This window comes from Pseudonocardia nematodicida, assembly GCF_040105385.1.
GTDB lineage: Bacteria > Actinomycetota > Actinomycetes > Mycobacteriales > Pseudonocardiaceae > Pseudonocardia > Pseudonocardia nematodicida.
On sequence record NZ_JBEDNQ010000010.1, the window covers coordinates 82741 to 107994 of the forward strand.

Annotated in this window: 23 protein-coding genes; 6 read left to right on the forward strand and 17 right to left on the reverse strand. The window is 74.8% G+C overall.

What is annotated here, in order from left to right; all coding sequences use genetic code 11:
* Positions 1-10 precede the first annotated feature (10 nt).
* On the forward strand, positions 11-1252 hold the full coding sequence (gene dinB, locus WIS52_RS22625) for a DNA polymerase IV (protein WP_379610471.1): 1242 nt from the start codon (positions 11-13) through the stop codon (positions 1250-1252).
* Between the two features lie 14 nt (positions 1253-1266).
* Here the strand turns inward: dinB and WIS52_RS22630 are convergent, their stop codons facing one another.
* The gene (locus tag WIS52_RS22630; RefSeq protein WP_349300347.1) at positions 1267-1560 is read right to left on the reverse strand and encodes an SH3 domain-containing protein; all 294 of its coding nucleotides are present in this window, start codon (positions 1558-1560) and stop codon (positions 1267-1269) included.
* A 130-nt stretch (positions 1561-1690) separates the two neighbouring features.
* On the opposite strand from WIS52_RS22630, the gene WIS52_RS22635 reads away from it, so the two are divergent.
* Complete coding sequence (locus WIS52_RS22635; RefSeq protein WP_349300348.1) at positions 1691-2443, forward strand: Clp protease N-terminal domain-containing protein; 753 nt, start codon at positions 1691-1693, stop codon at positions 2441-2443.
* 9 nt (positions 2444-2452) lie between these two features.
* Here the strand turns inward: WIS52_RS22635 and WIS52_RS22640 are convergent, their stop codons facing one another.
* Positions 2453-3535 (reverse strand): isocitrate/isopropylmalate dehydrogenase family protein, encoded by a 1083-nt coding sequence (locus tag WIS52_RS22640; RefSeq protein ID WP_349300349.1) that lies wholly within the window; start codon positions 3533-3535, stop codon positions 2453-2455.
* Positions 3532-4608, reverse strand: a complete 1077-nt coding sequence (locus tag WIS52_RS22645; RefSeq protein ID WP_349300350.1) for a PrpF domain-containing protein — start codon at positions 4606-4608, stop codon at positions 3532-3534. The genes WIS52_RS22640 and WIS52_RS22645 overlap by 4 nt, the downstream gene beginning before the upstream one ends.
* 203 nt (positions 4609-4811) lie before the next feature.
* On the opposite strand from WIS52_RS22645, the gene WIS52_RS22650 reads away from it, so the two are divergent.
* Positions 4812-5510 carry a GntR family transcriptional regulator gene (locus tag WIS52_RS22650; RefSeq protein WP_349300351.1) on the forward strand — a complete coding sequence of 233 codons (699 nt, stop codon included), beginning with the start codon at positions 4812-4814 and terminating at the stop codon, positions 5508-5510.
* 61 nt (positions 5511-5571) lie between these two features.
* Here WIS52_RS22650 and WIS52_RS22655 read toward each other — a convergent pair whose 3' ends face one another.
* From WIS52_RS22655 to tcuA, 3 genes are all read right to left on the reverse strand, one after another.
* Complete coding sequence (locus WIS52_RS22655; protein WP_349300352.1) at positions 5572-7707, reverse strand: tripartite tricarboxylate transporter permease; 2136 nt, start codon at positions 7705-7707, stop codon at positions 5572-5574.
* A 1-nt stretch (position 7708) separates the two neighbouring features.
* Positions 7709-8830, reverse strand: coding sequence for a hypothetical protein (locus tag WIS52_RS22660; protein ID WP_349300353.1), 1122 nt, complete (start codon positions 8828-8830; stop codon positions 7709-7711).
* A 122-nt stretch (positions 8831-8952) separates the two neighbouring features.
* The gene (tcuA, locus tag WIS52_RS22665; protein ID WP_349300354.1) at positions 8953-10443 is read right to left on the reverse strand and encodes an FAD-dependent tricarballylate dehydrogenase TcuA; all 1491 of its coding nucleotides are present in this window, start codon (positions 10441-10443) and stop codon (positions 8953-8955) included.
* Between the two features lie 106 nt (positions 10444-10549).
* Between tcuA and pepE the strand changes: the two genes are divergently transcribed.
* A complete protein-coding gene (gene pepE, locus WIS52_RS22670; protein WP_349300355.1) occupies positions 10550-11272 on the forward strand; it encodes a dipeptidase PepE in 723 nt (240 codons plus the stop codon).
* Positions 11273-11371: 99 nt separating this feature from the next.
* Here the strand turns inward: pepE and WIS52_RS22675 are convergent, their stop codons facing one another.
* Genes WIS52_RS22675 through WIS52_RS22695 form a run of 5 tightly spaced genes read right to left on the reverse strand, consistent with a single transcriptional unit; the run spans position 11372 to position 18351 of the window.
* Complete coding sequence (locus tag WIS52_RS22675) at positions 11372-12250, reverse strand: HTD2 family dehydratase (RefSeq protein ID WP_349300356.1); 879 nt, start codon at positions 12248-12250, stop codon at positions 11372-11374.
* The gene (locus tag WIS52_RS22680) at positions 12247-13047 is read right to left on the reverse strand and encodes an alpha/beta fold hydrolase (protein WP_349300357.1); all 801 of its coding nucleotides are present in this window, start codon (positions 13045-13047) and stop codon (positions 12247-12249) included. Before WIS52_RS22680 ends, WIS52_RS22675 begins: the two co-directional genes overlap by 4 nt.
* A gap of 30 nt (positions 13048-13077) precedes the next feature.
* Positions 13078-14514: a wax ester/triacylglycerol synthase domain-containing protein gene (locus WIS52_RS22685; protein WP_349300358.1), complete on the reverse strand. Its 1437-nt coding sequence runs from the start codon at positions 14512-14514 to the stop codon at positions 13078-13080.
* Positions 14511-16013, reverse strand: coding sequence for an HAD-IB family hydrolase (locus WIS52_RS22690; protein ID WP_349300359.1), 1503 nt, complete (start codon positions 16011-16013; stop codon positions 14511-14513). The genes WIS52_RS22685 and WIS52_RS22690 overlap by 4 nt, the downstream gene beginning before the upstream one ends.
* On the reverse strand, positions 16000-18351 hold the full coding sequence (locus WIS52_RS22695; RefSeq protein WP_349300360.1) for a glycerol-3-phosphate 1-O-acyltransferase: 2352 nt from the start codon (positions 18349-18351) through the stop codon (positions 16000-16002). The genes WIS52_RS22690 and WIS52_RS22695 overlap by 14 nt, the downstream gene beginning before the upstream one ends.
* A gap of 103 nt (positions 18352-18454) precedes the next feature.
* On the opposite strand from WIS52_RS22695, the gene WIS52_RS22700 reads away from it, so the two are divergent.
* Positions 18455-19150 carry an HAD family hydrolase gene (locus tag WIS52_RS22700; protein WP_349300361.1) on the forward strand — a complete coding sequence of 232 codons (696 nt, stop codon included), beginning with the start codon at positions 18455-18457 and terminating at the stop codon, positions 19148-19150.
* 111 nt (positions 19151-19261) lie between these two features.
* Here the strand turns inward: WIS52_RS22700 and WIS52_RS22705 are convergent, their stop codons facing one another.
* Positions 19262-19453: a hypothetical protein gene (locus WIS52_RS22705; RefSeq protein ID WP_349300362.1), complete on the reverse strand. Its 192-nt coding sequence runs from the start codon at positions 19451-19453 to the stop codon at positions 19262-19264.
* Between the two features lie 559 nt (positions 19454-20012).
* A complete protein-coding gene (locus tag WIS52_RS22710; RefSeq protein ID WP_349300363.1) occupies positions 20013-21032 on the reverse strand; it encodes a glycosyltransferase family 4 protein in 1020 nt (339 codons plus the stop codon).
* 187 nt (positions 21033-21219) lie between these two features.
* Here WIS52_RS22710 and WIS52_RS22715 point away from each other — a divergent pair, with 187 nt between their 5' ends.
* Positions 21220-21642, forward strand: coding sequence for an ATP-binding protein (locus WIS52_RS22715; RefSeq protein WP_349300364.1), 423 nt, complete (start codon positions 21220-21222; stop codon positions 21640-21642).
* Positions 21643-21685: 43 nt separating this feature from the next.
* On the opposite strand, the gene WIS52_RS22720 is transcribed toward WIS52_RS22715, so the two are convergent.
* The 4 genes from WIS52_RS22720 to WIS52_RS22735 all read right to left on the reverse strand — a co-directional run bounded on the left by WIS52_RS22720 (position 21686) and on the right by WIS52_RS22735 (position 25145).
* On the reverse strand, positions 21686-22675 hold the full coding sequence (locus WIS52_RS22720) for an NADPH:quinone reductase (RefSeq protein WP_349300365.1): 990 nt from the start codon (positions 22673-22675) through the stop codon (positions 21686-21688).
* Positions 22676-22703: 28 nt separating this feature from the next.
* Positions 22704-23351: a DedA family protein gene (locus WIS52_RS22725; RefSeq protein WP_349300366.1), complete on the reverse strand. Its 648-nt coding sequence runs from the start codon at positions 23349-23351 to the stop codon at positions 22704-22706.
* Positions 23352-23424: 73 nt separating this feature from the next.
* Positions 23425-24807 carry an LCP family protein gene (locus WIS52_RS22730; RefSeq protein ID WP_349300367.1) on the reverse strand — a complete coding sequence of 461 codons (1383 nt, stop codon included), beginning with the start codon at positions 24805-24807 and terminating at the stop codon, positions 23425-23427.
* On the reverse strand, positions 24804-25145 hold the full coding sequence (locus tag WIS52_RS22735; RefSeq protein WP_349300368.1) for an ArsR/SmtB family transcription factor: 342 nt from the start codon (positions 25143-25145) through the stop codon (positions 24804-24806). Before WIS52_RS22735 ends, WIS52_RS22730 begins: the two co-directional genes overlap by 4 nt.
* Positions 25146-25254: the final 109 nt, after the last annotated feature.

The window sequence follows — 25254 nt, forward strand, 5'->3', positions numbered from 1 at the left end:
GTGCGAACATGTGTTCGTGCGCGGCCTGGCCACCATCCTGCATGCCGACCTGGACTCGTTCTACGCGTCGGTCGAGCAGCGTGACGACGCGCGCCTGCGCGGACGCCCGGTCGTCGTCGGCGGCGGGGTCGTGCTCGCGGCCAGCTACGAGGCCAAGGCCTACGGCGTGCGGACGGCGATGAACGGCCGCCAGGCCCGCGCGCTCTGCCCGGCCGCGGTCGTCGTCCCGCCCCGGATGGCGGCCTACTCCGAGGCCGGCGCCGCGGTGTTCGCGATCTTCCGGGACACGACGCCCGAGGTGGAGGGACTGTCGATCGACGAGGCGTTCCTCGAGGTCGGCGGACTGGCCCGGATCGCCGGCACCCCGCGGGAGATCGCCGCGCGACTGCGCGCGCGGGTGCTCGCCGAGGCCGGCCTGCCGATCACCGTCGGGGTGGCGCGGACGAAGTTCCTGGCCAAGGTCGCCAGCGGGGTCGGGAAGCCGGACGGGCTGCTCGTCGTCGAGCCGGACCGCGAGCTGGAGTTCCTGCACCCGCTGCCGGTCGAGCGGCTGTGGGGCGTCGGCGCGGTCACCGCCGCGACCCTGCACGGGCTCGGCGTGCGGACCGTCGCCGACGTCGCCGGACTGGGCGAGGCCGCACTGGTGTCCTTCCTCGGACCGGCCGCGGGACGGCACCTGCACGCGCTGGCACACGGCCGCGACACCCGCCGGGTGGACACCCACCGCACCCGGCGCTCGATCGGGTCGCAGCGCGCGCTGGGCCGGCGCCCGCGCGACCCCGAGGAGCTGGACGCGATCCTCGCCGGGACCGTCGACCGGCTGGCCCGCCGGCTGCGCGCCCCGAAGGGCGGCGACCGCGACGGCGGCACCGGGACCGGCGGCGGACGGACCTGCCGGACCGTCGTGCTGCGCCTGCGCTTCGGCGACTACGCCCGGGTGACCCGCTCGCACACGCTGCCGGTGGCGACCGCGCACACCCCGACGATCCTGGCCGCCGCCCGGCGGCTGCTGGTCGCCGCGACACCGGAGATCCGGGAGCGCGGGATCACGCTGCTCGGGCTGTCGCTGACCAACCTCGACCGCGACGACGCGCTGCAGCTGGAGCTACCCCTCGACAGGCAGGCCGGTCCCGCGCTCGACTCCGCCCTGGACGCGGTGCGGCGCCGGTTCGGCGCGGCGTCGGTCGCGCGGGCCACCCAGATCGGGCGCGACCAGGGCCTCGAGGTGCCCCTGCTGCCCGAGCACGAGTGAACACCGGGACCCCGTCAGCAGCGGGACCGGTTCCCGAAGTCCCCCGTGGTGCGCACGTAGTAGTTGGTGACCCATCCCTGCTCCGGCGACGCGATCCGGTACCAGACCGTGTCCCCGAAGATCGCCTCGCCGCGCTGCCAGCACTCGACGCGCACGGGCGTCCCGACCTCCGGGATCGTCCCGACGACGCCGTGCCCGGTCCCCGGACCGGAGCGCACCTGCAGACCCTCGATCGACGTCCGGGCGCAGCCGGTCAGGACGATGACCCCGGCGAGCACCCCGACGAGCGTGACCGTGCGTCGCGTCATCTGCCGTCCTTCACGCGTCCGAGTGAACCGGAGACAGCGGACGGTAGCGACGCCCGGTTCGCCCGGTCTAGCGTGACGCGCAGTCAACCCAGGGTTGACGACGCCCCATCGTCAACCTACTGTTGACGATATGACACCTCCGCTGCACCTCACCACCACCGTCCGGCTCGACGACCTCATCGCCGCGATCACGACGGTCCACGACGACCCGCACGACCAGCTCTCCGACGCCGTGCTGGCCGGGGACCACCTCGACGACGTCGCGGACCACCTGATCGGCCACTTCGTCGACCGGGCCCGGCGCTCCGGCGCGTCGTGGACCGACATCGGCCGGAGCATGGGCGTGTCCAAACAGGCCGCGCAGAAGCGGTTCGTCACCAAGGCCGACGGCTCCGTCGACATGCAGCAGGGCTTCGAGCGCTTCACCCCGCGCGCCCGCAACGTCGTGATCGCGAGCCAGAACGAGGCCCGGGCCGCGGGCAACGACACCATCACCCCGGCACACCTGACGCTCGGCCTGCTCGCCGAGCCCGAGTCCATCGGCCACGCGCTGCTCACCCGGCAGGGGGTGGACCCCGACGCGCTGCGCGCGGCCGCGACCGCCGCGCTGCCGGAGCCGGCGGAGTCCGTCCCCGCCCTCGTCCCGTTCGACGCCGGGGCGAAGAAGGCCCTCGAGCTCACCTTCCGCCAGGCACTACGCCTGGGGCACAACTTCATCGGCACCGAGCACGTACTGCTGGCCCTGCTGGAGCAGGAGGACGGCGACGGCGTGCTGTCCGGGCTCGGCGTCGACGCCGGGCGGACCGAGACGACGATCGTCGAGCTGCTGGCGTCGGTGACGGGCGCCCCCGGCGGAACGACGGGGGCCGGGACGCCGGAGTGAGGCCGCTCGCTACCCGCTGAGCAGACCGGCGACGATCCGGGCGGTGCCCGCGGTCCCCACCGTCGGCGACCCGCGCTCGTCGAGCACCACGCCACCACCGGCGAACGCCGCGTCCACCGCGGCACGGATCCGGTCGCCGTGCTCCCGCAGACCCACGTGGTCCAGCAGCATCGCCGCCGCGAGGATCTGCGAGACCGGGTTCGCGCGGTCGAGGCCGGCGATCGTCGGCGCGGAGCCGTGGATCGGCTCGAAGTAGGCGGCGTGGTCGCCGATGTTGCCCGACGGGCACATCCCGAGCCCGCCGACGGTCGCCGCGGCGACGTCACTGAGCAGGTCGCCGAGGAAGTTCTCGGTCACGACCACGTCGAAGTGCCCGGGGTCCGCGACGAGGTCGTGCCCGGCGGCGTCGGCGTAGCGGAAGTCGAGCTCGACGCCGGGATGCTCGGCGGCGACCTCGGAGACGATGTCGCGGAAGAAGGCGTAGCTGCGCAGCACGTTGCTCTTGTCGACGCAGGTCACCCGGCGGACACCGTCGGCCGGGGCGCCGGAGCGCTGCTCGGCCAGCCGGAACGCGAAGCGGGCGATCCGCTCCACCCCGTGCCGGGTCATCATCATCTGATCGGCGGCCGCCCGGTCGTTGCGCACGCCGAGCCCGCGCGAGAGGTAGAGGCCCTCGGTGTTCTCCCGGACGATCACGTGGTCGATCCGGCCGGTGTCCGGGTGCAGGGCGTGCCGCACACCGGGGACCGTCCGGATCGGACGGACGTTGGCGTAGGCGTCGAGCCCGCCGCGCAGCACGCCGCCGAGCAGGCCGGCCTCGGTGCCGTCGGGCCGGCGCACGCCGGGCAGGCCGACCGGGCCCTTCAGCGTGGCGTCGTACTCACCGCGGATCCGGGCCAGCGCGTCGTCCTGCAGCGCCGTGCCGTTCCGCTCGTAGGCGCGTGCGCCACCCTCCTCCTCGCGGACGTCGAGCTCGGCGACACCGGCCAGGGCCGCACCGAGCACCTGCAGCGCGGCGTCCACCAGCTCCGGACCGATGCCGTCGCCGCGGATCACCCCGAGGGTCAGCGTGCGCGTGGTCGCGGCGGTCATGAGGCCTCCAGTTCGGCGGTGGCGATCCGGCGGGCGGTGCGCTCGACGAAGACCGCGGACAGCGAGCCGTCCGGGTTCGTCTCCGAGCGGACCCCGATCACACCGGACGGGGAGAGGATGCGCAGGCCCGCGGACACGTCGGTCCCAGGTGGTGCCACACTGCCCGGCACCGAACAGGCACCGGTCACGGCCACCAGCCCGGTGATCGCCAGCGCGGGGTGGGTCCGCCCCATCGACAGCATCCGGACGGCGGCGTCGGCCACCGCCGGATCCGGCGCGGGGGCGATCCAGGCGAGCTTCGGGATCGCCCGGGAGACGGTGTCGGCGCTCGCGGCCTCCGGGGCGATGCCCATCAGCTCGGACGCCTGCGCGCGGTACTCGGCGAGGTCGGCGAGCAGCTCGGCGTCCGCGTCGACCGCCGCCGGGTCCTCGGTGCCGCTCAGGCCGATGTCCGGGCCCCACAGCAGCGCCATCGGGTTCGCCGCGTCGACGAGGGTGGCGCGCACGGTGCCGCGCCGCCCGGTCAGCTTCTCCTGCGGCCGGCCGGTCGGCAGCAGCCGCCCGGTCACCGCGCCGGACGGGTCGACGAACCCGAGCTCGATGCGCGGCCCGGGGAACGGCACGCCGATGATCATCGCGTCGCCCGCGTTGGTGGGCCGCCGGTCCGGGGTCGGGACGTCCTGCAGGATCGTCTTGCCGGTGTTCGTGTTGTAGACGACCACCCGGGTGACCTCACCGCGCGGCGCGACCCAGCCCTGCTGGACGGCGTGCAGCCCGACCACCGACGAGCAGTTGCCGCAGTTGTTGCTCCAGTCGACCTTCCCCTCGGCGATGCCGATCTGGGCGAAGGTGTAGTCGACGTCGATCCCGTCCCGCCCCGAGGGTGCGACGACGGCGGCCTTGCTCGTGGTCGAGGTCGCGCCGCCGACCCCGTCGATCTGGCGCGGGTCGGGGCTGCCGTACACGCGCAGCAGCGCGGTGTCCCGGTCGAGGCCGCACCGGTCGAGGTCGCGCTCGTCGAACACCCAGCACTTGCTTGTGCCGCCCCGCATCAGTACCGCCGGGATCTGCACGGCCACCTCCCGCGTCTCGCGTCGCGGGCCCGTGCCCCGACTGTCGGATTCACATTGCATGCTAGTTGTATCCAACGCGTACGCAACACCCGGGAGCGTGAGGTGCGTCCTGTTCGCCCGCACCGTCAGTAGAGTCGAACGGGCAGTATCCGAGCCGGATACGCGGGCAGCGGACAGGGACCGGCCAGGAGGAGGGGCAGAGCGTGAGCGTCGACGAGAACCACATGCCGTCGATCCGGGGGTACCTCTCCGGCAGGCCGACCCGGGGCCGGACCTCCGAGGCCGTGACCGACGCGCTGCGCGAGGCGATCCTGGACGGTGTGCTCGCCCCGTCGACCTGGCTGCGCGAGGACGAGATCGCCGCGACCCTCGAGGTGTCCCGGACCCCGGTGCGCGAGGCGCTGCGCCGGCTCGCCGACGAGGGCCTGGCGCAGAAGACCGCGCACCACGGCACGGTCGTCTCGCCGATGTCGGTCGAGGACGTGCTGGCCCTCTACGTGGTCCGGGAGAACCTGGAGGGCCTCGCCGCCCGGCTGGCCACCCTGCGCAACGAGCCCGGCCTGGTCGTGGCGCTGCGCGAGGTCCAGGCACAGATGGAGGCCCTGATCGGCAGCGGGGACTCGGCGGCGCTGTCCCGCCACAACATCACCTTCCACCGGTTGATCCGTGAGGCGGCCGGCAACTTCTACCTGGAGCGCTTCCTCGGCCAGGCCGAGCAGGCGGTCCGCCGGCTCGCCCCGACGACGTTCTCCTTCCCCGGTCGCGACGCCACCGGCTGTGCCGAGCACGCCGAGATCATCGAGGCGATCGCCGCGGGCGACCCGGACGCGGCCGAGGAGGCGGGCAAGCGGCACATGCGCAACGCCCGCGGGATCCGGTTCACCAAGCTCGGGGGCGGCTGACGCCGCCTGTGAGTACTTTTGGTGGCCGGGACCACGAAAAGTACTCACAGGCGCGGAGCGCCTACAGCAGGAACCCCGGCGTGAACCATCCCAGCGGCACCGCCATGTCCGCGGCGAACTTGATCGTGAGGATGAAGCCCACCACCGCGACCGTGTAGATCGCGATGCCGACCGGGCGCATCCGCGCGACGACGTGCAGGAAGACCGGCACGAACAGCAGCGCGGCCAGCACCGTGCCGAGCACCCAGGTCAGCAGCAGGTAGGCACACAGCCAGACGAACGCGGACGCGATCGCGCGGACCTCGCCCTTCCAGGCGTCGCCGGCCGGGGCGGCCCCGCGCAGGCGTCGCCACTCCGTGATCACGACGAGGAGGGCGAGCGCGAGCCCCGCGCCCCCGGCCAGCTGCGGCATGAGCCGGCCCGACTCGCTGAACCCGGTACTGGTCAGCAGCCCGAACGCGAACACCACCGCGAAGAACACCGCGGTCCCCAGTGGCCACCGGGTGCCGGTGAACGGCGACGGCTCGGCCTGCGCCGGACCCGGCGTCGCACCGTCCGGACCGTCCGCGCCACCGGTGCCGTCCGGGCCCGCCGGGGATCCGTCCCCGGTGGTCAGCGTGGACACTCCCCCGGTCCGCTCGGTCCCCTCGCGCTCGTCGCCGGTCCCGGCGTCTCCGGTCCCGCCGGTCGGCACACCGGCGCCGGCGTCGGTTCCGGACACAGGCGTCCGGCGGGCCGCCACCACCTTCTTCACCAGGCGCACGGCCAGCGGCGCCGCCAGCAGCGCGGCCATGACCAGCACCGCCGGGCGGGTCATCCACTCGGCCGGGGCGTAGAGGCTGGTGGTGAGGAAGTAGTACCGCTCCAGCGGGATACTCAGCACGAACCCGATCAGGAACGGGGCCCGCGGGTAGTCGCAGACCTTCATCAGCCAGCCGACCACCCCGAGCAGCAGCATGATCTGCAGGACGCCGAACTCCTGGGCGGCCTGGAACGCGCTGGTGAACATGAGGACGATCAGGCCGGCGGCGAGCACCGGGAACCGGACGAAGCTCAGCCGCGCCAGCGGTGAGGCCAGAAGGAAGCACAGCGCGGCGCCGAGCACCGCGGCGATCGCGAACGACCAGACGATGGTGTAGACGACGTCGAGGTCGTTGGTCAGCAGCGACGGCCCCGGCTCGACCCCGAACACCAGCAACGCGCCGAGCAGCAGCGCCGCGGCGGCGCTGCCCGGGATGCCGAACAGCAGGGTCGGGATGAGGTCACCGGCGGAGATCGAGTTCGAGGCGCCCTCCGGCGCGGCGACGCCCCGCGGGTCGCCCTTGCCGAAGCGCCGCTTGTCCTTCGATGTCGCGACAGCCTGCCCGTAGGCCAGCCAGGACCCGGCCGTCGCGCCGACACCGGGCAGGATGCCCGCCCAGATCCCGACCAGCGACCCGCGCAGCACGTGCGTCCAGTGCGTCATGACGTCCCGGACGCCCTGCCCCCAGCCGCTGCCCAGCGCCATCTTCTGCGCGACGCTGGTGCGCCGCGCGACCAGCGCGAGGATCTCGGCCAGGCCGAACACCCCGAGCGCGACGGCCACGATGTCCAGCCCCTCGGCCAGGAACAGCGAGCCGAAGGTGTAGCGGTACTCCGCCGAGGTCGGGGCCACCCCGATCGAGCCGAGCAGCAGCCCGAAGCAGGCCGCGACCAGGCCCTTCGCCACGTTCCCTCGGGACAGCAGCGAGGCCAGCGAGATGCCCAGCACGGTCATCATGAACAGCTCGGGCGAGCCGAACAGCAGCACCAGCGGTCCGGCGACGGCGACCGACAGGGTCAGCCCGATCGCGCCGACCAGACCACCGATCGCCGAGGAGATGAAGGCGACCGACAGCGCCCGGGACGCCTGTCCCTGTTTCGCCATCGCATGGCCGTCGAGCAGCAGCACGCTCGACGACGCCGATCCCGGGATCCCGAGCAGCACCGTGCTGATCGTGTCCGAGGTGTGGATGACGGCGGCGGCTCCGATGACCAGCGCGATCGCCTGGCCGGTGTCGAGCAGGAAGACGAAGGGCAGCAGGACGGCCATCGCGCCGGTCCCGCCGAGTCCGGGGATCAGGCCCAGCACCAGGCCGGCGAGCACGCCGGTGGCCAGGGCCAGCAACATCGAGGGTTCGGCGAGCCCGCTCAGCGCGGTCAGTGCGGCGTCGATCATCTCAGGCCCCCCGGATGACGGTGCGGTGCCGGGTGGCGAGCAGGTCCAGGACGTACGCGCGGACCTCCGGGGAGAGCGTCAGCACCGAGCGGACCTCGTCCACCTCGTCGCCGGCGTAGATCGGGTAGCCGCCGAGGACCTTCGCGCTCTCCTCCTGGAACGCCTCGTCCTGCTGCAGCCGCCGGGTCGCGTCGAAGAACGGCTGGACCACCGAGTCCGGCGTCTCCGCCGTGATCCACATGCCCTTCTGGTAGGTGACACCCGCGCCGAGGAACGCGCGGTAGGCGTCCCACGCCGGGCCGGACGGGTCCTCCCCGTAGGCGTCGCGGTAGACCTCGCGCACGGTGGGGAGGTCCGACAGCGCCGGGTCGGTGGACACCGAGCCGTCGGACTCCAGCTGGCCGAAGCTCATCAGCGGGGTGGCCCGGCCCTGCTCGGCCAGCGGCACGATCTGCGTCTTGTACGCCGAGCTGGTCTGGTAGTCGATGTTCAGCTCGCCGCGCTCGACCGCCAGCCGGGCCGGCCCGCGGCCCTCGAGCCCGAAGACCGTGGTGACGTCGAGCTTCAGCACGTCGAACGCGAGCAGCGCGGTGAGGTCCAGACCGGTCGCGCTGATCCCCCCGTAGCGCAGCCGGGTGTTCCCGGAGAACAGGTCGTCGATCCCGCGTACACCGGCCTCGGCCGACCCGTAGATCACCCCGCCGCCGGCGTTGACCAGCAACGGGCGCATCGCCGCGAAGTCGAACTCCACCTCGGGACGGCCGAGCATGTACTGGTAGTGCGTCGTCCCCGACGTGATCAGGAACGACGAGCCGTCGCTGACGTTCTCCCGGGCGTAGCGGTTGGAGCCGATGATGCTCTCGCCGCCGGGGAGGTTGTCGGGGAGGATCCGGCAGGGGACCTCCATCGCGTCGGTCAGCCGCGGCGCCAGGAAGCGGGCCCAGACGTCGGTGCCGCCGCCTTCGGCGTACGGGATCACCATCCGGACCCGCTCGGGGAGCAGGTCACCGGGCATCCCGATGTCCGCCGCCCGGTCCGGGGCCGGGGTGGCGCACCCGGACAGGGCGAACGAGGGCACGGCCACGGCCAGCGCGCCGAGCAACGAGCGGCGGCTCAGGGACATGTGGGTCGACCTCTTCGTCGTCCCCGGCATCGCGACGGGGAATTGGATACAAGCTGGATGCATCTTGCACGCACCGACCGTGGCTGTAAAGGCTGCGAGTGCCGCAGCCACCCCGGGGCGACTCAGCCGGTCGCCGCGGACCGCCCCGCCCGCCTCCCGAACACCGAGCCGGCGATCAGGCCCGACCCACCCGGGTAGTTGCCGGAGAACAGGCCGCCGGCGATCTCGCCGGCCGCGAACAGGCCCGGGATCCGCGCGCCGGCCTCGTCGAGCACCGCGGCGCTGTGCGGGTCGATCCGGATCCCGCCGAAGGTGAAGGTGATCCCGCAGGCCACCGGGTAGCCGTAGAACGGCGGCGCGGCGATCGGCGACGCCCAGTGCGACTTCACGACCGAGCCGCTGCGCGCCGAGCGGCCGTCCTTGACCGCCGGGTTGAACCCGACCTCGGCGATCGACGCGTTGAACTCCTCGACGGTGCGGACGAGACCCTCGGGGTCGACGCCGACCTGCTCCGCCAGCTCCGGCAGCGAGTCCGCGACGGCCTCGGTGACGCCCTCGACGTCGTACTCGAGGGTCCGCAGCAACGGCCGCGTCGTGGCGTCGAAGATCTGCACCGCGCGCCCGCCGGGCTGGGCGAGCACCTCGCGCCCGTACTTGGCGTAGGTGTAGTTGCGGAAGTCGGCACCCTCGTCGAGGAACCGCTCCCCCGCGCCGTTGACCACGATGCCGACCGGGTAGCTCTGCCGGGTCAGGCTGTTGGTCAGCTCGCGCTCGCCGCCGTTCGGCGGGGCCTCGGCGTCCCACTGCACGCTGTGGCAGGACGACCAGTCGCCGTGCGCGGCTGCTCCGTGCGCGAGCGCCGCGCGCAACACCTCCCCGGTGTTGGACGGCGTGCCGCGCACGATCGCCCGCTCCCAGCCGTCGCCGAGGTGCTTCCGGCGCATCTCCGGGTCGGACTCGAACCCGCCCGCGGCGAGGACCACTGCGCCGGCCCGCACGGTGCGGACCACACCGTCGACGACGACCTCGACCTCGGTGACGGCGTCGCCGTCGCGCAGCAGGTCGGTCACCGCCACCCCGTAGTGGATCTCGATCCCGGCCGCGAGCGCCGCCTCGGTGTGCTGGGCGACCAGCCCCTTGCCACCGTCGACGATGCCCAGCGCGAGGTTGCCGAAGAACACCCAGCGCTCGCCGTCCCGGTAGGTCTGGCGCGGGTAGAGCAGCTCCCAGCGGATCCCCTTGCCGGCCATCCAGCCGACGACCTCGCGGCTGTCGTCGGCCATCACCCGGGTCATCGCGTCGTCGTTCGCGCCGGCGGTCACCCGCTCCATGTCGGCGACGAACGCGTCGGCCGGGTAGGCCGGGATGTCGCTGACGTCGAGACGGGGGTCGTCGGAGTCGTCGAGCAACGGCCGGAGGTCATCCAGCCCGCCGTGTGCCAGCCGGAACGCTCCGGCGGTGAAGTAGGTGTTGCCACCGGCCTCGTCCCGGGCGGTCTTCTCCAGAACCGCGACCGAGGCGCCGGACTCCCGGGCCGCGTGCGCCGCACACAGTGCGGCATTGCCACCCCCGACGACGACGACGTCATAGCGGTCGGCCAGATCGGCGGCCATGGTGTCCCTCCAGTGTCATGTGCGTCGGTGCGACAACACTGTATCCGCGTTGGATGCAACTTGTACACGGCAGCCCGGTCATCGGGGTTCTGGCAGGGTCGCGGGCGTGGACCTGCTGCTGCTCTCCAACTCGACGAACCACGGCGAGCCCCGCCTCGCCCACGCCCGCGACGCACTGCGGGAGCTCTACGACGACCGCGAGGTCCTGTTCGTCCCCTACGCGCTCGCCGACCACGAGTCCTACACCGGCGTGACCGCGGAGGCGTTCGCCGAAGCCGGGCTGCGACTGCGCGGCGTGCACTCGTTCGCGGACCCGGCCGCGGCACTCGCGTCGGCCGAGGCGGTGTTCGTCGGCGGCGGAAACTCGTTCCGGCTGCTGCGCGCCGCGCGCCGGCTCGGCCTGCTCGACGCGATCCGCGCGGCGGTCCGCGGCGGCGCTCGCTACGGCGGCGCGAGCGCGGGCACCAACCTGGCCTGCCCGACGATCCGGACCACCAACGACATGCCGATCGTCGAGCCGGGCGGGTTCGACGCGCTCGGACTGGTGGTGTTCCAGATCAACGCGCACTACCTGGAGCACTCCCCCGGGTCGACGCACATGGGCGAGACCCGCGCCGAGCGGATCGGCGAGTTCCTGGAGGAGAACGACGTCCCGGTGCTCGGCCTGCGGGAGGGCTCCTGGCTGCGGGTCGGCCCGCAGGAGGGCGTGCACCTGTACGGCCGCGACGCGGTCCTGTTCCGCCGCGGCGCGGACCCCCGTGAGCTGCCCGCCGGCAGCGACCTCTCCGCCGATCTCTCCGGCCCGGCCCGGTTCGACGAGCCGGCCTGACCGCGACCGGCCGACCCGAGCCCGCGCCGCACAGGTTCCGGCCCCGCCGCACGAGCCACGACCTGTGCGACGCGTACGGAACCCGTGCGGCGCGGTGGATCAGTGGCGGGCGGGGGTGACGGTGCCGGTCAGGGACGGGGGCGCGCCGTCGGCGCCCGCGCCGACGGCGAGACCGTCGCCGGAGCGGGAGGCGCCGGCCCACAGGTCCGGGCCGGCGAACGCGGGCGCGGTGAGCCGGTACTCGAAGCGGCCGACCGTCGTGTCCGTGCGGTGCCGCCGGAGCACCTCCAGCCCGAGCAGGGCCAGCAGCGGGCCGTGCACGACCAGCCCCGGGTAGCCCTCGACGCCGGTGGCGTAGGGCTCGTCGTAGTGGATGCGGTGGGCGTTCGCGGTGAGCGCCGACATCCGGAACAGCAGCACCGGCCCGGTCGGCAGGGTGAGGCCCCACTCGTGCTCCGGACGCGGCGCGGGCTCCGGCGCCGCGATCCCGCGGACGCTCCCGGCCGGCTGCGAGCGGTAGACGACGTCCTGCTCCTCGACGGCGAGCAGCTCACCCCCGGATCCGGCCCGGCGGAACTCCGCGCGCGTCGTCACGAACGCCATCTCTCCGGTGCGGCCCTCGCGGATCCGCACCGCGTCGACCGCGGTGGTCCGTTCCACCGGCTCCCCGACGTGCCACGGCGCGTACCAGGACAGCCGCCCGCCGGCGAACATCCGGCGCCGGTCCGGGACGGGTGGCAGGAACCGGCCGTGGGCGGGATGGCCGTCGTCGCCGAGCGCGGACGACGGCGGCGTGTCGAGGAAGGCGAACCAGTGCCACAGCGGCGGCAGCGGGTCGCCGTCACCGGCGACCGGGTCGAGGTCGAGCAGCGCGGAGAACCCCGCCACCGCCCACGGCGACACCGCGTCCACGGTGGACACCGGCTCCGGCGTCCAGCCGTCCAGGGCGTCGGACAACACGCTCGGCGACGAGCTCATCGGATCACCTCGTATCGGGTGTGCTGCAGGATCGTCCACGCCACCAGGGCCGGGTTGTCCACCATCGGGACGTGCCCGACGCCGGGCAGCACCACCAGCTCCGCACCCGGTACGGCCTCCATCATCGGCTGCGCGTAGCGGCCGTAGGGGATGGTGCGGTCCACACCGGACCAGGCGATCCGGGTCGGGCACGGCGCCTCGTCGAACGGCTCGATCATCGTGTCCATGCTCGCCGCGGACAGCAGCGGGTCCAGCGCGGTGCAGCCGACGAGGTCGTCGAACAGCACGTCGACGTCGTCGCCGTGGTAGCGGTCCGCGTGCTCGGACACCGTGCGCAGCAGGACCCGGCGCAGCAGCCGGCAGGACGCCAGCACCCGCACCGGCGCCCACCCGGCCAGCAGCGCGCCCACCCGGAACGTCGCCAGCAGCCGGTACAGGTCCGACGGCATCGCCCACGCCCCGGCCGGGGACAGCGCCACCACCGACGCGGCCCGCCCACGCCGGGCCAGCTCCAGTGCCGCCCAGCCGCCGAGCGAGTTCCCGGCGACGTGCGGGGTCTCGGGCACGCCCAGCGCGTCGAGCCGGGCGATCAGCCCGTCCACCATGACGTCGATGGAGAACGGCTCGTCGGGCAGCGACGGGCCGCCGTAGTGGCCGGGCAGGGTCACCGCCCACACCTCGTGGTGCTGTTCGAGCATCGGCAGCAACGGCCGCCAGGCCCGCCAACTCGACGTCATGCCGTGCAGCAGCAGCAACGGAGGGCCGGAGCCGCCGCGGTGGAAGCCGGGATCGCTCATGACCGCACCTCGCTCATGCCCGCACCTCGCTCATGACAGCACCGCCGGTGGTGCGGCGCCCGGGTGCAGGGCCAGCACCTCGGCGAACCCGTCGCGCAGGCAGTCGGCGAACAGGTCCCGGTCGGTGACCGCCGCGGTGTCGAGGTTCGCCCCGACACAGCAGGTGTCGCCGTGGCTGACCGCGGAGATCATCGCGGCGCAGCCGGGCAGCGGCGCGAACGGGTAGACCCGCTCGATTCTCGCCCCGCAGAGGAACGCGTCGTGCCGCAGCCCCGGCACGGTCGACGCCTGCAGCTCGGTCCCGGCCGTCGCGCCGCCCGCGACGAGGGACAGCACGGGGCCGGGCAGCCGCGCCAGCAGCGGGGCGACGACGTCGGTGCTCTCCAGCGCGGGTTCGCCGCGCGCAGCACGCACCAGCGCGCCGACCGCGCGGACCCGCTCGGCCGGGTCGGCCACGCCCATCGGCGCGGCCAGCCGGGCCGGCGCCCACCGGTTGCCGCCCGCGGCGTCACCCGCGCGTCGCACGGACACCGGCACCGAGGTGCGCAGCGTCGCCGCCGGGTCGACCGGCCGGCCGCTGCGCTCGTGGTAGAGCCGGAACGCGCCGAGCAGGGCGGCCAGGTAGACGTCGTTGAACGAGCCGTCCACCACCTTCCCGGCCGCGCGCAGGTCGCCGACCCGGACGTCGAGGGCGACGAACCGCCAGGACAGCCCGCGCCCGCGCAGCAGGTCCGACCCGCCGCCGGGCGGCGGCGCCAGCACCCGGGCGGCCGAGGACACGTACCGGACCGTGTCGCGGGCCGCGGACCGCGGGTGCGTGCACGCCGCCAGCACCTCGCGCGCCGCCCGGGCGGCGGTCGGCAGCAGACCGGCCTCGCGCCGGACCAGCCCCTCGATCTCGGCGAGCGGGTCGGGCGCCTCGGTCGACGGCGCAGCCGGCTGCGGCTTGTCCGCGTCGTGCTCGCGGCGGCGGCTGTGCAGCTGGGACAGCAGCTGCACGACGCCCATGCCGTCGGTGAGCACATGGTGCAGCTTGAGCAGCAGCGCCGCCCGGCCCCCGGGCAGGCCCTCGACCAGCGTCGCCTCCCAGGGCGGACGCTCCCGGTCGAACGGGGTCATCGCCAGCTGCTCGGCGATCGGCGCCAGCTGCGTCCAGGTCCCCGGGCCGTCGCCGGGGACCCGCACCCGGCGCAGGTGGTAGTGCAGGTCGAACGCGCGGTCGCCGATCCAGTACGGGGTGCCGAGCCCGCCGAGCGGCTCGCGGACCCGTTCCCGGAACCGGGGCACCATCCGCGTCGCCCAGTCCACGGCCGCGACGAGCCGGTCCCAGTCCGGTGTGGAGTCGAGGAGCTCGACCACCAGTACCGGCGACCGGTGCCGCGGATCGGCCGCCTCGGCGCGCCACATCATGACCTCGAACGGCGACATCTCCCGGGCCGGTCCGAAGGCGAGCGCGGGCGCCGTCATCGGTTGTCACGGCCATCGGCGGCCACCGGGGCGGGCGCGTCGGCGAGGGCCTCCAGGAACAGCCGGCGGACCTGCTCGGCGTGCTCGCCCACGGTCTCCGGACGCCACCGCGCGGTGTCGACGGGTGGGAGCACGGTGACCCGCACCGTGCCGCCGCGCAGCGTCTGCGCGCCCCGCCACATGATCTCCCCGGCGTTGTGGATGACGAGCGGCACCACCGGGACGCCGGCCTGCATGGCGATGTGGAAGGCGCCCTTCTTGAACGAGCCCAGCCGCGGGGTCGGCGACCGGGTACCCTCCGGGGCGACGGCCAGCGAGATGCCCTCGTCGCGCAGCTTGGCCACCGCCGGTTCGAGCGCCTCCCGGGCGCGGGCGCCATTCGCGCGGTCGACGAAGGCGACGTCGGCGATGCCGAACAGCTGCCCCCAGACCGGCATCGACGCCACCTCCTTCTTCGCCACGCCGGTGAAGCTCTCCCGCACCAGCTTCATCAGGATCGGCACGTCGAACGCGGACTGGTGGTTGAACACGAACACGCACGGCCGCGCGGACACCAGGTACTCGGCCCCGGTCACCTGGACGTCGATCCCGGACAGTCCGAACGCGACGTCCGCGCCGACCCCGGCGGCCAGGTCGACGAACCTGCGCCGGGAGCCGTGCAGCAGCCCGGCGCCGGCCGCGGCGGCGATGCCGCCGGCCAGGCCGCCCGCGAACGCCGCGGTCCGGGCCAGGTCGCCGACGCCCGGGAGCAGCCCGCCGCGCGGTGCGCAGTCCAGCACCGGATAGCCCCGCTCGGCGGCGACCGCGCGCAGCGAGTCGGTGGGCGAGACCGCGACCGGGTTCCCGACGGCGGCGAGGAACTCGGCGTCCTCGGTGCCGTTGGCGTAGCCGAAGCAGTCCGCGAGGTCGACGCCGTGCGCCGCGGCGTCGGCGCGCACCGCGGCCGCCTTGCCCGCACCCCACAGCGAGACGCCCACGACCCGGCCGGTGAGCACGCCGTCGACGGCCTCCAGCTCGGTGCACAGCGCCCGGTCGGCGCCGAGCTCGTCGGCCATCGGCCGCACCTGGAACCGGGTCGCCGACGACGCCATCACCACCTGGTGGCCCCGCTCGCGGTGCGCGGCGACCAGCGCCCACACCTCGGGGTGCAGCCGGCCCGCGATCTCGTCGCGGAACAGCCGCGCGCCGAGCGCGTCCAGCTCGGCCTCGCTGCGCCCGGTCCAGGTCGCGAGGGTGATCGCGAGGAACTCCTTGAAGTCGTCGTCGGTGCGGATGCCACGCAGCCCGGCCAGGACGGTGCGCAGCATCTCGACCGGGCCGACGTCGAGCTCGCGCAGCCGCCGCCGGTAGAACGCGCCGGCCGAGTAGCCGTCGATGACGGTGCCGTCGTAGTCGAGGTAGGCGACCGTCCCGGGCCCGGGCGGCGCCGCGCGGATGGCCTCGAGCCGCGCGGCGAGCGGATCGAGCGCCTCGGCCCGCGCCGCCTCAGCTCGCGACATCACTGTCCCCCTCCACATCCGTTCGTACCGGCGCCGGCTCCTCCCCGGTACCGAGGACGACCTCCAGCCGGGCCCGCTGCAGGTCACCGAGCCGGCCCAGGTCGTCGATCACCGCGGTCACCTCGCCGAGCCAGGCCCGGCGCCGCTCACCGAGCCCGTCCGACTCCATGATCAGACCGCGGTTCTCGGCCAGCCGCAACGCGCCTCCGTAGAGCTCGCGGGACACCGAGTCGGCCCGGTCCAGCCGGTGCTGCAGCAGCATCTGCCGCCCGACGCCGAGGCAGCTCGTCAGGAACTCCTGCTCCGCCGGCACCGGGTCCTCGCCGAGTGCGGCGAGCCGGTCGGCGACGACGAGCTGGGCGTCGACGAACGACCGCAGCACGCCCGGCGCGACGAGCAACGGCGCCCGGCGCAGCGCGGCCCGGACGTCGCCCGGCGAGGTGGCCCGCTCCCGCCAGCGGGGCTCGACGAGATCGAGCTCGCGCAGGATCTCGTCGCGGAACTCCCGCCGGGTGGAGAAGAAGAACTCGAACTTGAGCAGGTCGCGCAACCGGGACAGCTCGCGCCAGGCGACCTCGACCAGGTCCTCGCCCTCTCCCGAGTCGCCGACCCGGAGCAGGGCCAGCTCCAGCAGCGCCCGCAGGAGCAGGTGGTGCAGCGCGCCGTTGCGGTAGAACGCGGCGACGTGGTGCCGCCCGGGGCTGATCGAGAAGACCGGCTCGGTGCCGCCGTCGAAGATCGTGACGACGCCCGCCTCGGCCAGCCGGTCCAGGGTCATCCGCAGGCCGTGCCGGGTGCGCAGCTCCGCGACCGGCACCGGCACCTCGCGGGCCTCCAGATGGTCGGCCAGCGGGGCGACGACCTCGCGGACCTGTTGCAGGGTCAGGGCCCGGTCGCGGGCCGAGAGCAGCGCGAAGGTCACCAGCGACGTCGCGGTGGCCGGGGTGACCCGGTTGATCCCGGCGCACACCCGGAACGCGACCTTCTCCAGCTGCGCCGGGCCGTCCCCGGCCTCGTCGAGGGCCCGGCGCAGCGGGATCGGCTCGGCGAACCGGACCCGGGCGGTCCCGATGTGCCGGCGCTGGTCGCGGAAGTACCCGTACATCCAGCCCAGGCCCTCGGCGCGCTTCTCGCCGCCGCGCTGCTCGGCGGCCATCGCGCCCACCTCGTGCAGCTGGTCGTAGACGATCGAGACCGGGACCAGGACGGCGTCGAGCCCGGGCCGTTCGGCCAGCGCGCCGGCGAGGTAGCGCAGCAGCCCGACCCGTGGCCGTCTCAGCTTGCCGGTCCGGCTGCGGCCGCCCTCGATGTACCACTCCAGGTTGAACCGCTTGGCCAGCAGGTGTCCCAGGTACTCCTGGATGGCCGCCTTGTAGACGGTGTCGGAGCCGAAGCTGCGCCGGATGAACACCACCCCGGCCCGGCGGCCGAGCGCGCCCATCGGCCAGAACGACAGGTTGTTGCCGCCGAGCACGTGGTTGCGCGGGAAGTCGCGGTCGTGCAGCACCTCGGCGAACAGCAGCGGGTCCACATAGGACCGGTGGCTGGGCAGGAAGACCAGCGCGTGCTGCCGGTTGAGCTCGCGCAGCCGCTCCAGCCCGGACTCGTCGACGACGACGTCCCAGGTCTTCTGGTGCATCGGGCCCATCATCGCCCGGAAGACGTCGATCGCCGGAGGGCTCTGCACGGCCGCCATCTCGTGCAGGCAGCTGCGCAGCCGCCGGGAGATCTCCGCGGCCGGGGACCCGGTCTCACCGGCGAGCCGCTCGACGAGCGCGGCGAACCGGGACGACGAGGTGATCTGCTCGACCATCCGGCGCGGCACCTTGTACCGGTCGCCCAGCACCTTGCGCTCGGCCCGGTCGCAGGCCAGCACGGCCTGGCGGGCGACGAACCGCGCGAACCCCGTCGAGCCGGGGCCGCCGCCGGCCTGCGCGACGAAGCGCGACACCAGGTCGGCGACGGTGGCCTGCTCGCCGGCCACGACCCGCGCGGCGTCCGGCCGGTAGTGGGCCATCGCCGGGTGCAGCGGGGACCAGGCCATCCGCATCGCCGCGGTGACGGCCAGGCCGCGCAGCCGGCGCACGGCACCGGGCTCGTCGCTCTCCGGCGTCACCCAGGTGACCCGGGCGGGCACGATCACGGTGTCGCGGGCCCCGTCGTCGGCGGTCGCGAGCACCTCGCCGAGCGCGGACGGGACCTCCGTGCCGGCCCAGACCGGGAGCACGCGCGCGCCGGGGTGGTGCTCCTCGGCCCAGGACTGCAGGATCGCGCGCTCGGTGGGCGAGCGGGGGTGGGTGAGCACGACCTCGCGGTGGCCGCCCGGCTCGTCGATCATCGTGCAACCCCCGTCCGGCCCGCCCCGCCGCGTCGCGGCACCGCCGGGACACAACCTAAGTTACCGGGGGGTTGGCCACCAACACGACGCTAGTGTCGGGCCCGTGACACCGCCCTCCGCTGTCCGGCCCGTGGTCACCTTCGACCTGTTCAGCGCGCTGACCGACACCCGGCGCGGGGCGTCGGCGACCTTCACCGGGATCGCTTCCGAGCGCGGGTGGCCGGTGTCCGGCGAGCACCTCTACGACGTCTGGGACCGGCTCAACAAGCAGGCCCAGGCCCGGGCGCTCCCCGGGACCACGTTCCGGGAGCTCTCCCGCTCCGCGCTGGCCGCCGCGTACGCCGAGCTGGGCCTCACGGCCGACCCCGCCGCGGACCTGGACCGGCTCTGGCGAGCGGCGCCGGACTGGCCGCTGTGGCCCGACGCCGAGGCCGGCGTACGGGCCGTCGCGGAGCAGGCCGAGGTCGGCATCCTGTCCAACGTGGACGACGAGCTGGTGGTCACCACCCGCGCGTACCCGCTGGTCGACCCGCGCCGGCTACTGACGTCACAGCGGCTGGGGGCGTACAAGCCGTCGCCGGAGATCTACCGCCGCGCCCGCGACGCCGCACCCGGGCTGGTGCACGTGGCCGCGTCGGCCCGCGACGTCCGCGGCGCGCTCGAGGCCGGCATCCCGACGATCCGCCTGATCCGCGACGGCCACCGCCTCGACCCCGACGGGCCGGCACCGGACGTGGAGGTCACCGACGCCCGCGACCTCCCCGACGCCGTCGCCCGGATCGGTCACAGCCGGTCGTAGATCTCACGACGGTCTCCGAGCGTCAGCACCAGTACGACCAGCGTGTCGTCGCAGTGCCTTCGTTGCCGGTGCCGACCACTCGATGCGCCACCCGGGAACGTCGCCCACGGGTCAGCGGCGCACGAACTCGGCCAGCAGCTCGTCGTGACCGACCGTCTCGCCACCCTCCGCTCGCGCCTGACGCGCCATCTGCGAGAGGCCCCGGGCCTCGAGTCGCGTCGACTCCCGGATCGGCGAGGGGCACACCAGCGCTGCGATCGCATGATCGAAAAGCCCTGCTGTACCCCTGACGTGCGTGATCACCGGTAACGATCACGTTCGGCAGCGGGTCGCGCACGAGCCGTAACACGGTGAAGATCCGGTGCGACTCGCCCCTCATGGACCTCCGACGGGTGACCGGCTACATCGCCCTCGCCGCGCTCGCGGCCTACTGGCTGTGGGTACTCACGCGGACCGCTCCCGAGCTGCGCAAGGGCTGCCGGGACCGGCGGTTGCGCGCGCAGGTGCTGCTGGTCCGGACGGCGGCGGTGGGCCTCACCGCGCTCTTCGTCGCGACCGTGCACTTCTGGGCCACCGCCGTCTGGCAGGTCCTGGTCGCGGTGCCGCTGACGCTCGCCGGAGCCCTCGTGCTGCACCGGACGCACCGGCGGCTCGTGGCGCTGCCCCGGCACCGGGTCGGGCTCGCGCAGCGGGTGGGACGGGTCGGGTACGTCCAGGTCGTGCGGGACCCGGGCACGGCACCGCCGCACCGGCACGCCGCGCACGAGGTGCCCTCCCCGCGCCGTCCGGTCCTCGACCGGCTCGGCCGGCACACCGGCGCTCCCGTCGATCCGCCCCGGCTCGTCCGTTCCCCGATCTCCGGTCAGCCCACGACGCCGGCCGGAGCCCGGTCGTCGGGCCCCGGGCCGTCCGGCTCCCCCGCCGGGTACCCGGCGACCTCGGCGTACAGCCCGGACAGCGCCTCGGCGATCCGGGACCGGTCGAACCGGGACACCGCGCGGTCCCGGCCGGCGACGCCGTAGCCGGTGCGCAGCGCGTCGTCGGCGAGCACCTCCCGGAGGGCGAGCGCCAGCTCGGCCGGGCGCCCCGGCCGGACCTGCACCCCGGTCACCCGGTCGACGACGGCGTCGCGCAGGCCACCGACGGCGGACGCGACCACCGGCCGCGCGCAGGCCATCGCCTGCAGGACCGGCGTCGCCGGCACGTCGTGGTCCGGGGCCGCGACCACGACGTCGGCCGAGCGCAGCAGGCGCGGCAGCAGGTCGTCGGGGACCGGGCCGAGGAACCGCACCCGGTCGGCGACGCCGAGCTCCCGGGCGGCCGCGAAGAGCCGGTCGCGGTCGGGATCGGCGCCGGTCGAGCCACCGGCGAGCAGCAGCTCCGCACCCCGGATCCGGGACAGCGCCCGCACGGCGGCCGCGGCGCCCCCGCCGCGGGCCAGCGACCCGTGCACGACCAGCCGCGTGCTCCCGCCGCGGCGCAGCGCCGGCCCGTCCGGTGCGAACGCATCGGTGTCGACGCAGGCGGGGACGACCCTCAGCAGCGACCGGCGGATCCCGTGGCCGAGTGCGGCGGTGTGCTGGTCCTCGCCGGCGACCAGGACCCGGGCCACGCCCACCGGCAGCTCATGGTCGGCGGCACCGGGCGCAAGGACGACCACCACCGGGACCCCGGCCCCGACGGCGGCGCGCGCGGCCGGCGCGCCGACGGCGTGCACGACGTCGGGCGGGTCGCCGGCCCACGCGGCGGTGAGATCGGGCGATCCCCCCGGGCCGGACTCCGCCACGAGGTCGAGAACCCGGTGACCGGCCTGCGCGAGGGCGGCGCCGACCCCGGGACCGGGGTCGGGAACATCCGGGGTTCGGACGATGGCGATGCGCAACGATGCCTCCACGTCGTGCTCGCTGGGCAAGCACGCGCAGGTGGCTCTACGCGTCGGTCGTGGAGGGACCGTACCCGTTCCGTCCCCCGACTGCCGCGGGAGACCGGTGTGTGCCGTCCGGACGCATCGGGTAACCGGCTGGCGGCGCGGTCCCGGCGACCCCGCCGGGCGCGGAGGGAGGTGGGCGATGAGCGGTCGATCCTGGCTGTTGCGCGTCGACCCGGTACCGGGTGCCTGCCGGTACGCCCGGACCGACCTGGAGTCGTTCCTGACCCCGCTGGTACCCGAGCCGGTCGTCGAGGACGCCGTGCTGGTGCTCCACGAGCTGGTCGCCAACGGCGTGGACCACGCCCGGACCCCGATGCTGCTCACCGCGCGGGTGCACGGCGACTCGGTGCGCCTGCGGGTCCGGGACGGCTCGCCGGTGGCCGGCCGGGCCCGGCCGTACGACCCGCGTGCCACCCGCGGGCGCGGCCTGCAGATCGTCAGCAGGCTGTCGCGGGCCTGGGGGGTGCGGCAGCACGGTTCGGGCAAGACGACCTGGGCCGAGCTCGGACCGGCGACGAGCGAGGCGCACACCCCCGACCTGCACCTGGTCGTGGGGTCCTGACCGCGGCCGGTGTCATCGGCCGCAGTGACCGGACGTCGACCGCTCACACGTCGACGACGACCTTGCCGGTGACCCCCTTCTCCACCGCCTCGTGCGCGGCGGCGACGTCGTCGAGGGCGAAGCGGTGGATCGGCAGCGGGGTGAGCGCGCCGTGCGCGACCGCCGCGCCCACCCCGCGCGCCGCATCGGCCAGCACCTCGCCCGGCACTCCGTAGAGCAGCACGAACCGCAGCTGCGCGTTGGCCGTCATCAGCGCGCGCACCGGCAGTGCCGGGTCCTGCGGCGTGGCCGCGTAAGACACGATGCGCCCGCCGCGCCGGAGCACCGCCAGGTCCTGGTCGAGGTTCTGGGCCAGCGACACCTCGACGACGTGGTCGACCGGGCCCACCGCGTCCAGGATCGCCGCCGCCGGGTCACCCTCCCGGTAGTTCACGACGTGCCGGGCACCCGCCGCGCGGGCCAGCTCCGCCTTCTCCGGTCCGGACACCGTCGTGACCACGGTGGCTCCGGCCCAGCGCGCCAGCTGGATCGCGTAGTGCCCGACCGCGCCCGCACCACCGGTGACCAGGACCGTGCGCCCGGCGATCGAGCCGTCGGCGAACAGGCAGTGGTAGGCGGTCATCGCGGGGACGCCCAGACAGGCCCCGAGGTCGTCGGAGGCGCCGTCGGGCAGCGGGGTCGCCTGCGACGCGGGCACGACGGTGTACTCGGCGGCGGTGCCCCACTCGGCCAGCGGCGCGCCGCCGTCCCCGCCCGGTGAGCCGAGCCAGAGCCAGACCCGCTGCCCGACCCGGGACGGGTCGACGCCCTCGCCGACGGCGTCGATCTCCCCGACGCCGTCCTGGTGCGGGACGCGGACGCCGTCGAACGGGCGCCCGGTGACCCCGCTGCGGGTCTTGGCGTCGGTGGGGTTGACCGCCGAGGTGCGCACCCGGACCCGGACCTGCCCCGGTCCGGGGTCGGGGGTCTCGAGGTCGCCGACGGTCAGGACGTCACGGGCCGCGCCCTCGCGGGAGTAGCTGACTGCCTTCATGCGGCCATCCTGCCGCGCCCGGCCGGGTTCAGCGCGTCTGCTCCTCGGCGAGCGTCGCGACCTTCTCGTGCGCCTCCCGCCGGCGGGCCCCGGCCCGCCGCTGCCGGACCTTCCAGGCGATCACCCCGGCGACCACGACGACGCCGAGCACCACCCAGCCCAGCAGCCCGAAGGCGTGCTCGAACTTCTCGGCCGCCTCGCGCAGCAGGAACCCGGCCGCGACGTGCACGCTCGCCCAGAGCGTCGCCCCGACCACGACCGCGGGGAGGAACCGGCGCAGCGGCAGGCCCGACGCGCCGGCCGCGGCGGGCGTCATCGTGCGCACCACCGGCAGGAACCGCGCGCCCAGCACCGCCCACGGGCCGTGCCGGCGCAGCGTGCGCGCGGCGTCGTCCCACTTGTTGCGGCCCATCCGGCCGATGATCCGGGACTCGCGCATCCGCGAGCCGAACCGGCGGCCCACCGCGTAGCCGATCGTGTCCCCGCAGGCCGCCGCCACGGCGACGACCGCGGTCACCAGCACCGCCGCCGGGAGGTTCGGCACCGCCATCGCGGCGGCGAGCAGCACGGTCTCGCCGGGCAGCACCAGGCCGACACCGATCGTCGTCTCCCCCAGCGTGATCAGCCCGGCGACCAGGACGACCACCCACAGCGGGACGGAGTCGAGCAACGCCATGATCTCGGTGACGGAGGGGATGTCGATGAGCTCGAAGATGGGGGGCTCCTCGGCAGGAGCGCGCCGGAGCGGGTCAATCCACGCAGGGCACGCCGTCGGCGGTCAGGTCGGGCGGGGGCACGGCCGCGGGGGCCCCGGCCGGAACCGGGTCACCGCGGGGGGCACCGGTGCCCCCGTCCCCCGGGCCGGCCTCGTCGCCGTCGCCCGATCGGGTCTCTCGGTCCTCCACCATGCCGTCATGTTCCGGTGGCGCGGCGGGCGGGTCCGGCTCGGCCAGCCCGGCGAAGAACGCCGACACCTCGTCGCGATCCACCTCGACGGCGACGCCCTCGCCGCCGGTGGGCAGGTCCGGGCGTCCGGTCGGGACGGTGCGGAACTCGACGCGGTCGCCGCGCAGCCCGCTCGCGTGCGCGATCATCGAGGTCAGGTCCCAGCCCTGGTCGAGCACCACGGCGCCGTTGACGGCGCGGAGCAGCGCGGTGACCGCGGCCGGGTCGGCGAGTGTCCCGGCCGACAGCAGCCGGTGGGTGAGCCCGGCCAGGAACGCCTGCTGCCGGCGGACCCGGTCGAGGTCGCCCCCGGGCAGGCCGTGCCGCTGCCGGACGAACGCCAGTGCGGTCGCGCCCTCGACGGTCTGCGGTCCCGCGGCGAAGTCCGCACCGGAGTAGCGGTCCTGCACCGGCGCCCGCAGGCAGACCGGGACCCCGCCGAGCGCGCGGGTGATCTCGGCGAACCCGGCCAGGTTGACCTGGGCGTAGTGGTCGACGGCGACGCCGGTCAGCCGCTCCACGGTCTGCACCAGCGTCCGGCTGCCGGCCTCGTTCAGCGCCCGTTCCAGCTCCGGGCCGGTCAGCCCGTCGCGGACGAGGCCCGGCCGGGCCGCCGCGGCCCCGCGGGCGAGCGCCGAATTGATCTTGTGGGTGCCGATGCCGGGGACCTCGACCCAGGCGTCGCGCGGGACGGAGACCGCCGACGCGCCCAGCTCGGGGTCGTCCGGGATCCGGACGAGCATCAGGGTGTCGGTGTTCTGCTGGCCGTCGGCGTCGCCGGCGTCCAGCGCGTCGAGCACGTCGCGGGGCAGCGGGTTGCCCCGCGCATCGACCCGGGAGTCGCTGCCGACCAGCAGGATGTCGGTGGCCCCGTCGGCGACCGGGTCGCCGGTCACGTCCGCGGTCACCAGACCGCCGTCGCCGCCCAGGACGGCCCAGCCGGCGCCGGTGGCGAGGAACACCGCGGCCGACAGCGCCACCGCCCAGGCTCGGGCGCCACGACGGCCGCGGCCGGGCGGCACGCGCTCGGTCGCGCGGGGCCACGACGGGACCGTGGGCGCATCGGTCGCCGGCCGGGCCGGGGGCGGCGCGACGGCCCGGGTGGCCCGGGCGGACGGGCGGGCGGGCCGCGGCCGGAGCGGCACCGTCCGCTCCCCCGGGCCGCCGCGGTCGTCGGGTGGGGTCACGCGGTGCCCCGATCCCGGTGCGCCCCGGCACGGCCACCGCCCGACGCGTGGCCCCGCACGACGGCACGGACCACCTCGACGACGACCGGGTCGTCGATCACGTAGATCTGGTGCCGCCCGTCGCGGCGGGACCGTACGAGACCGGCGAGCTTGAGCTTGGCGAGGTGCTGGCTGACCGCGGCGACCGGCTGGCCGAGCGCCGCGGCCAGCGACCCGACGTCCCGCGGGCCCCCGGCGAGCAGCCACACGATCTGCAGTCGCGAGGTCGCGCTCAGGATCCCGAACGAGGCCGCCACGTCGGCGAGCAGCTCGGGATCGAGCGGTTCCTGCTCGTCCACCGCACCTCCACAACACTTGCGTCACTTACGCAACTGTTACGGTACCGGGCGGGTTCCCGGGACCGGGACCGGGAGGTCGGGTGATCAGGACCGGCCGGGCGGCGAGGAG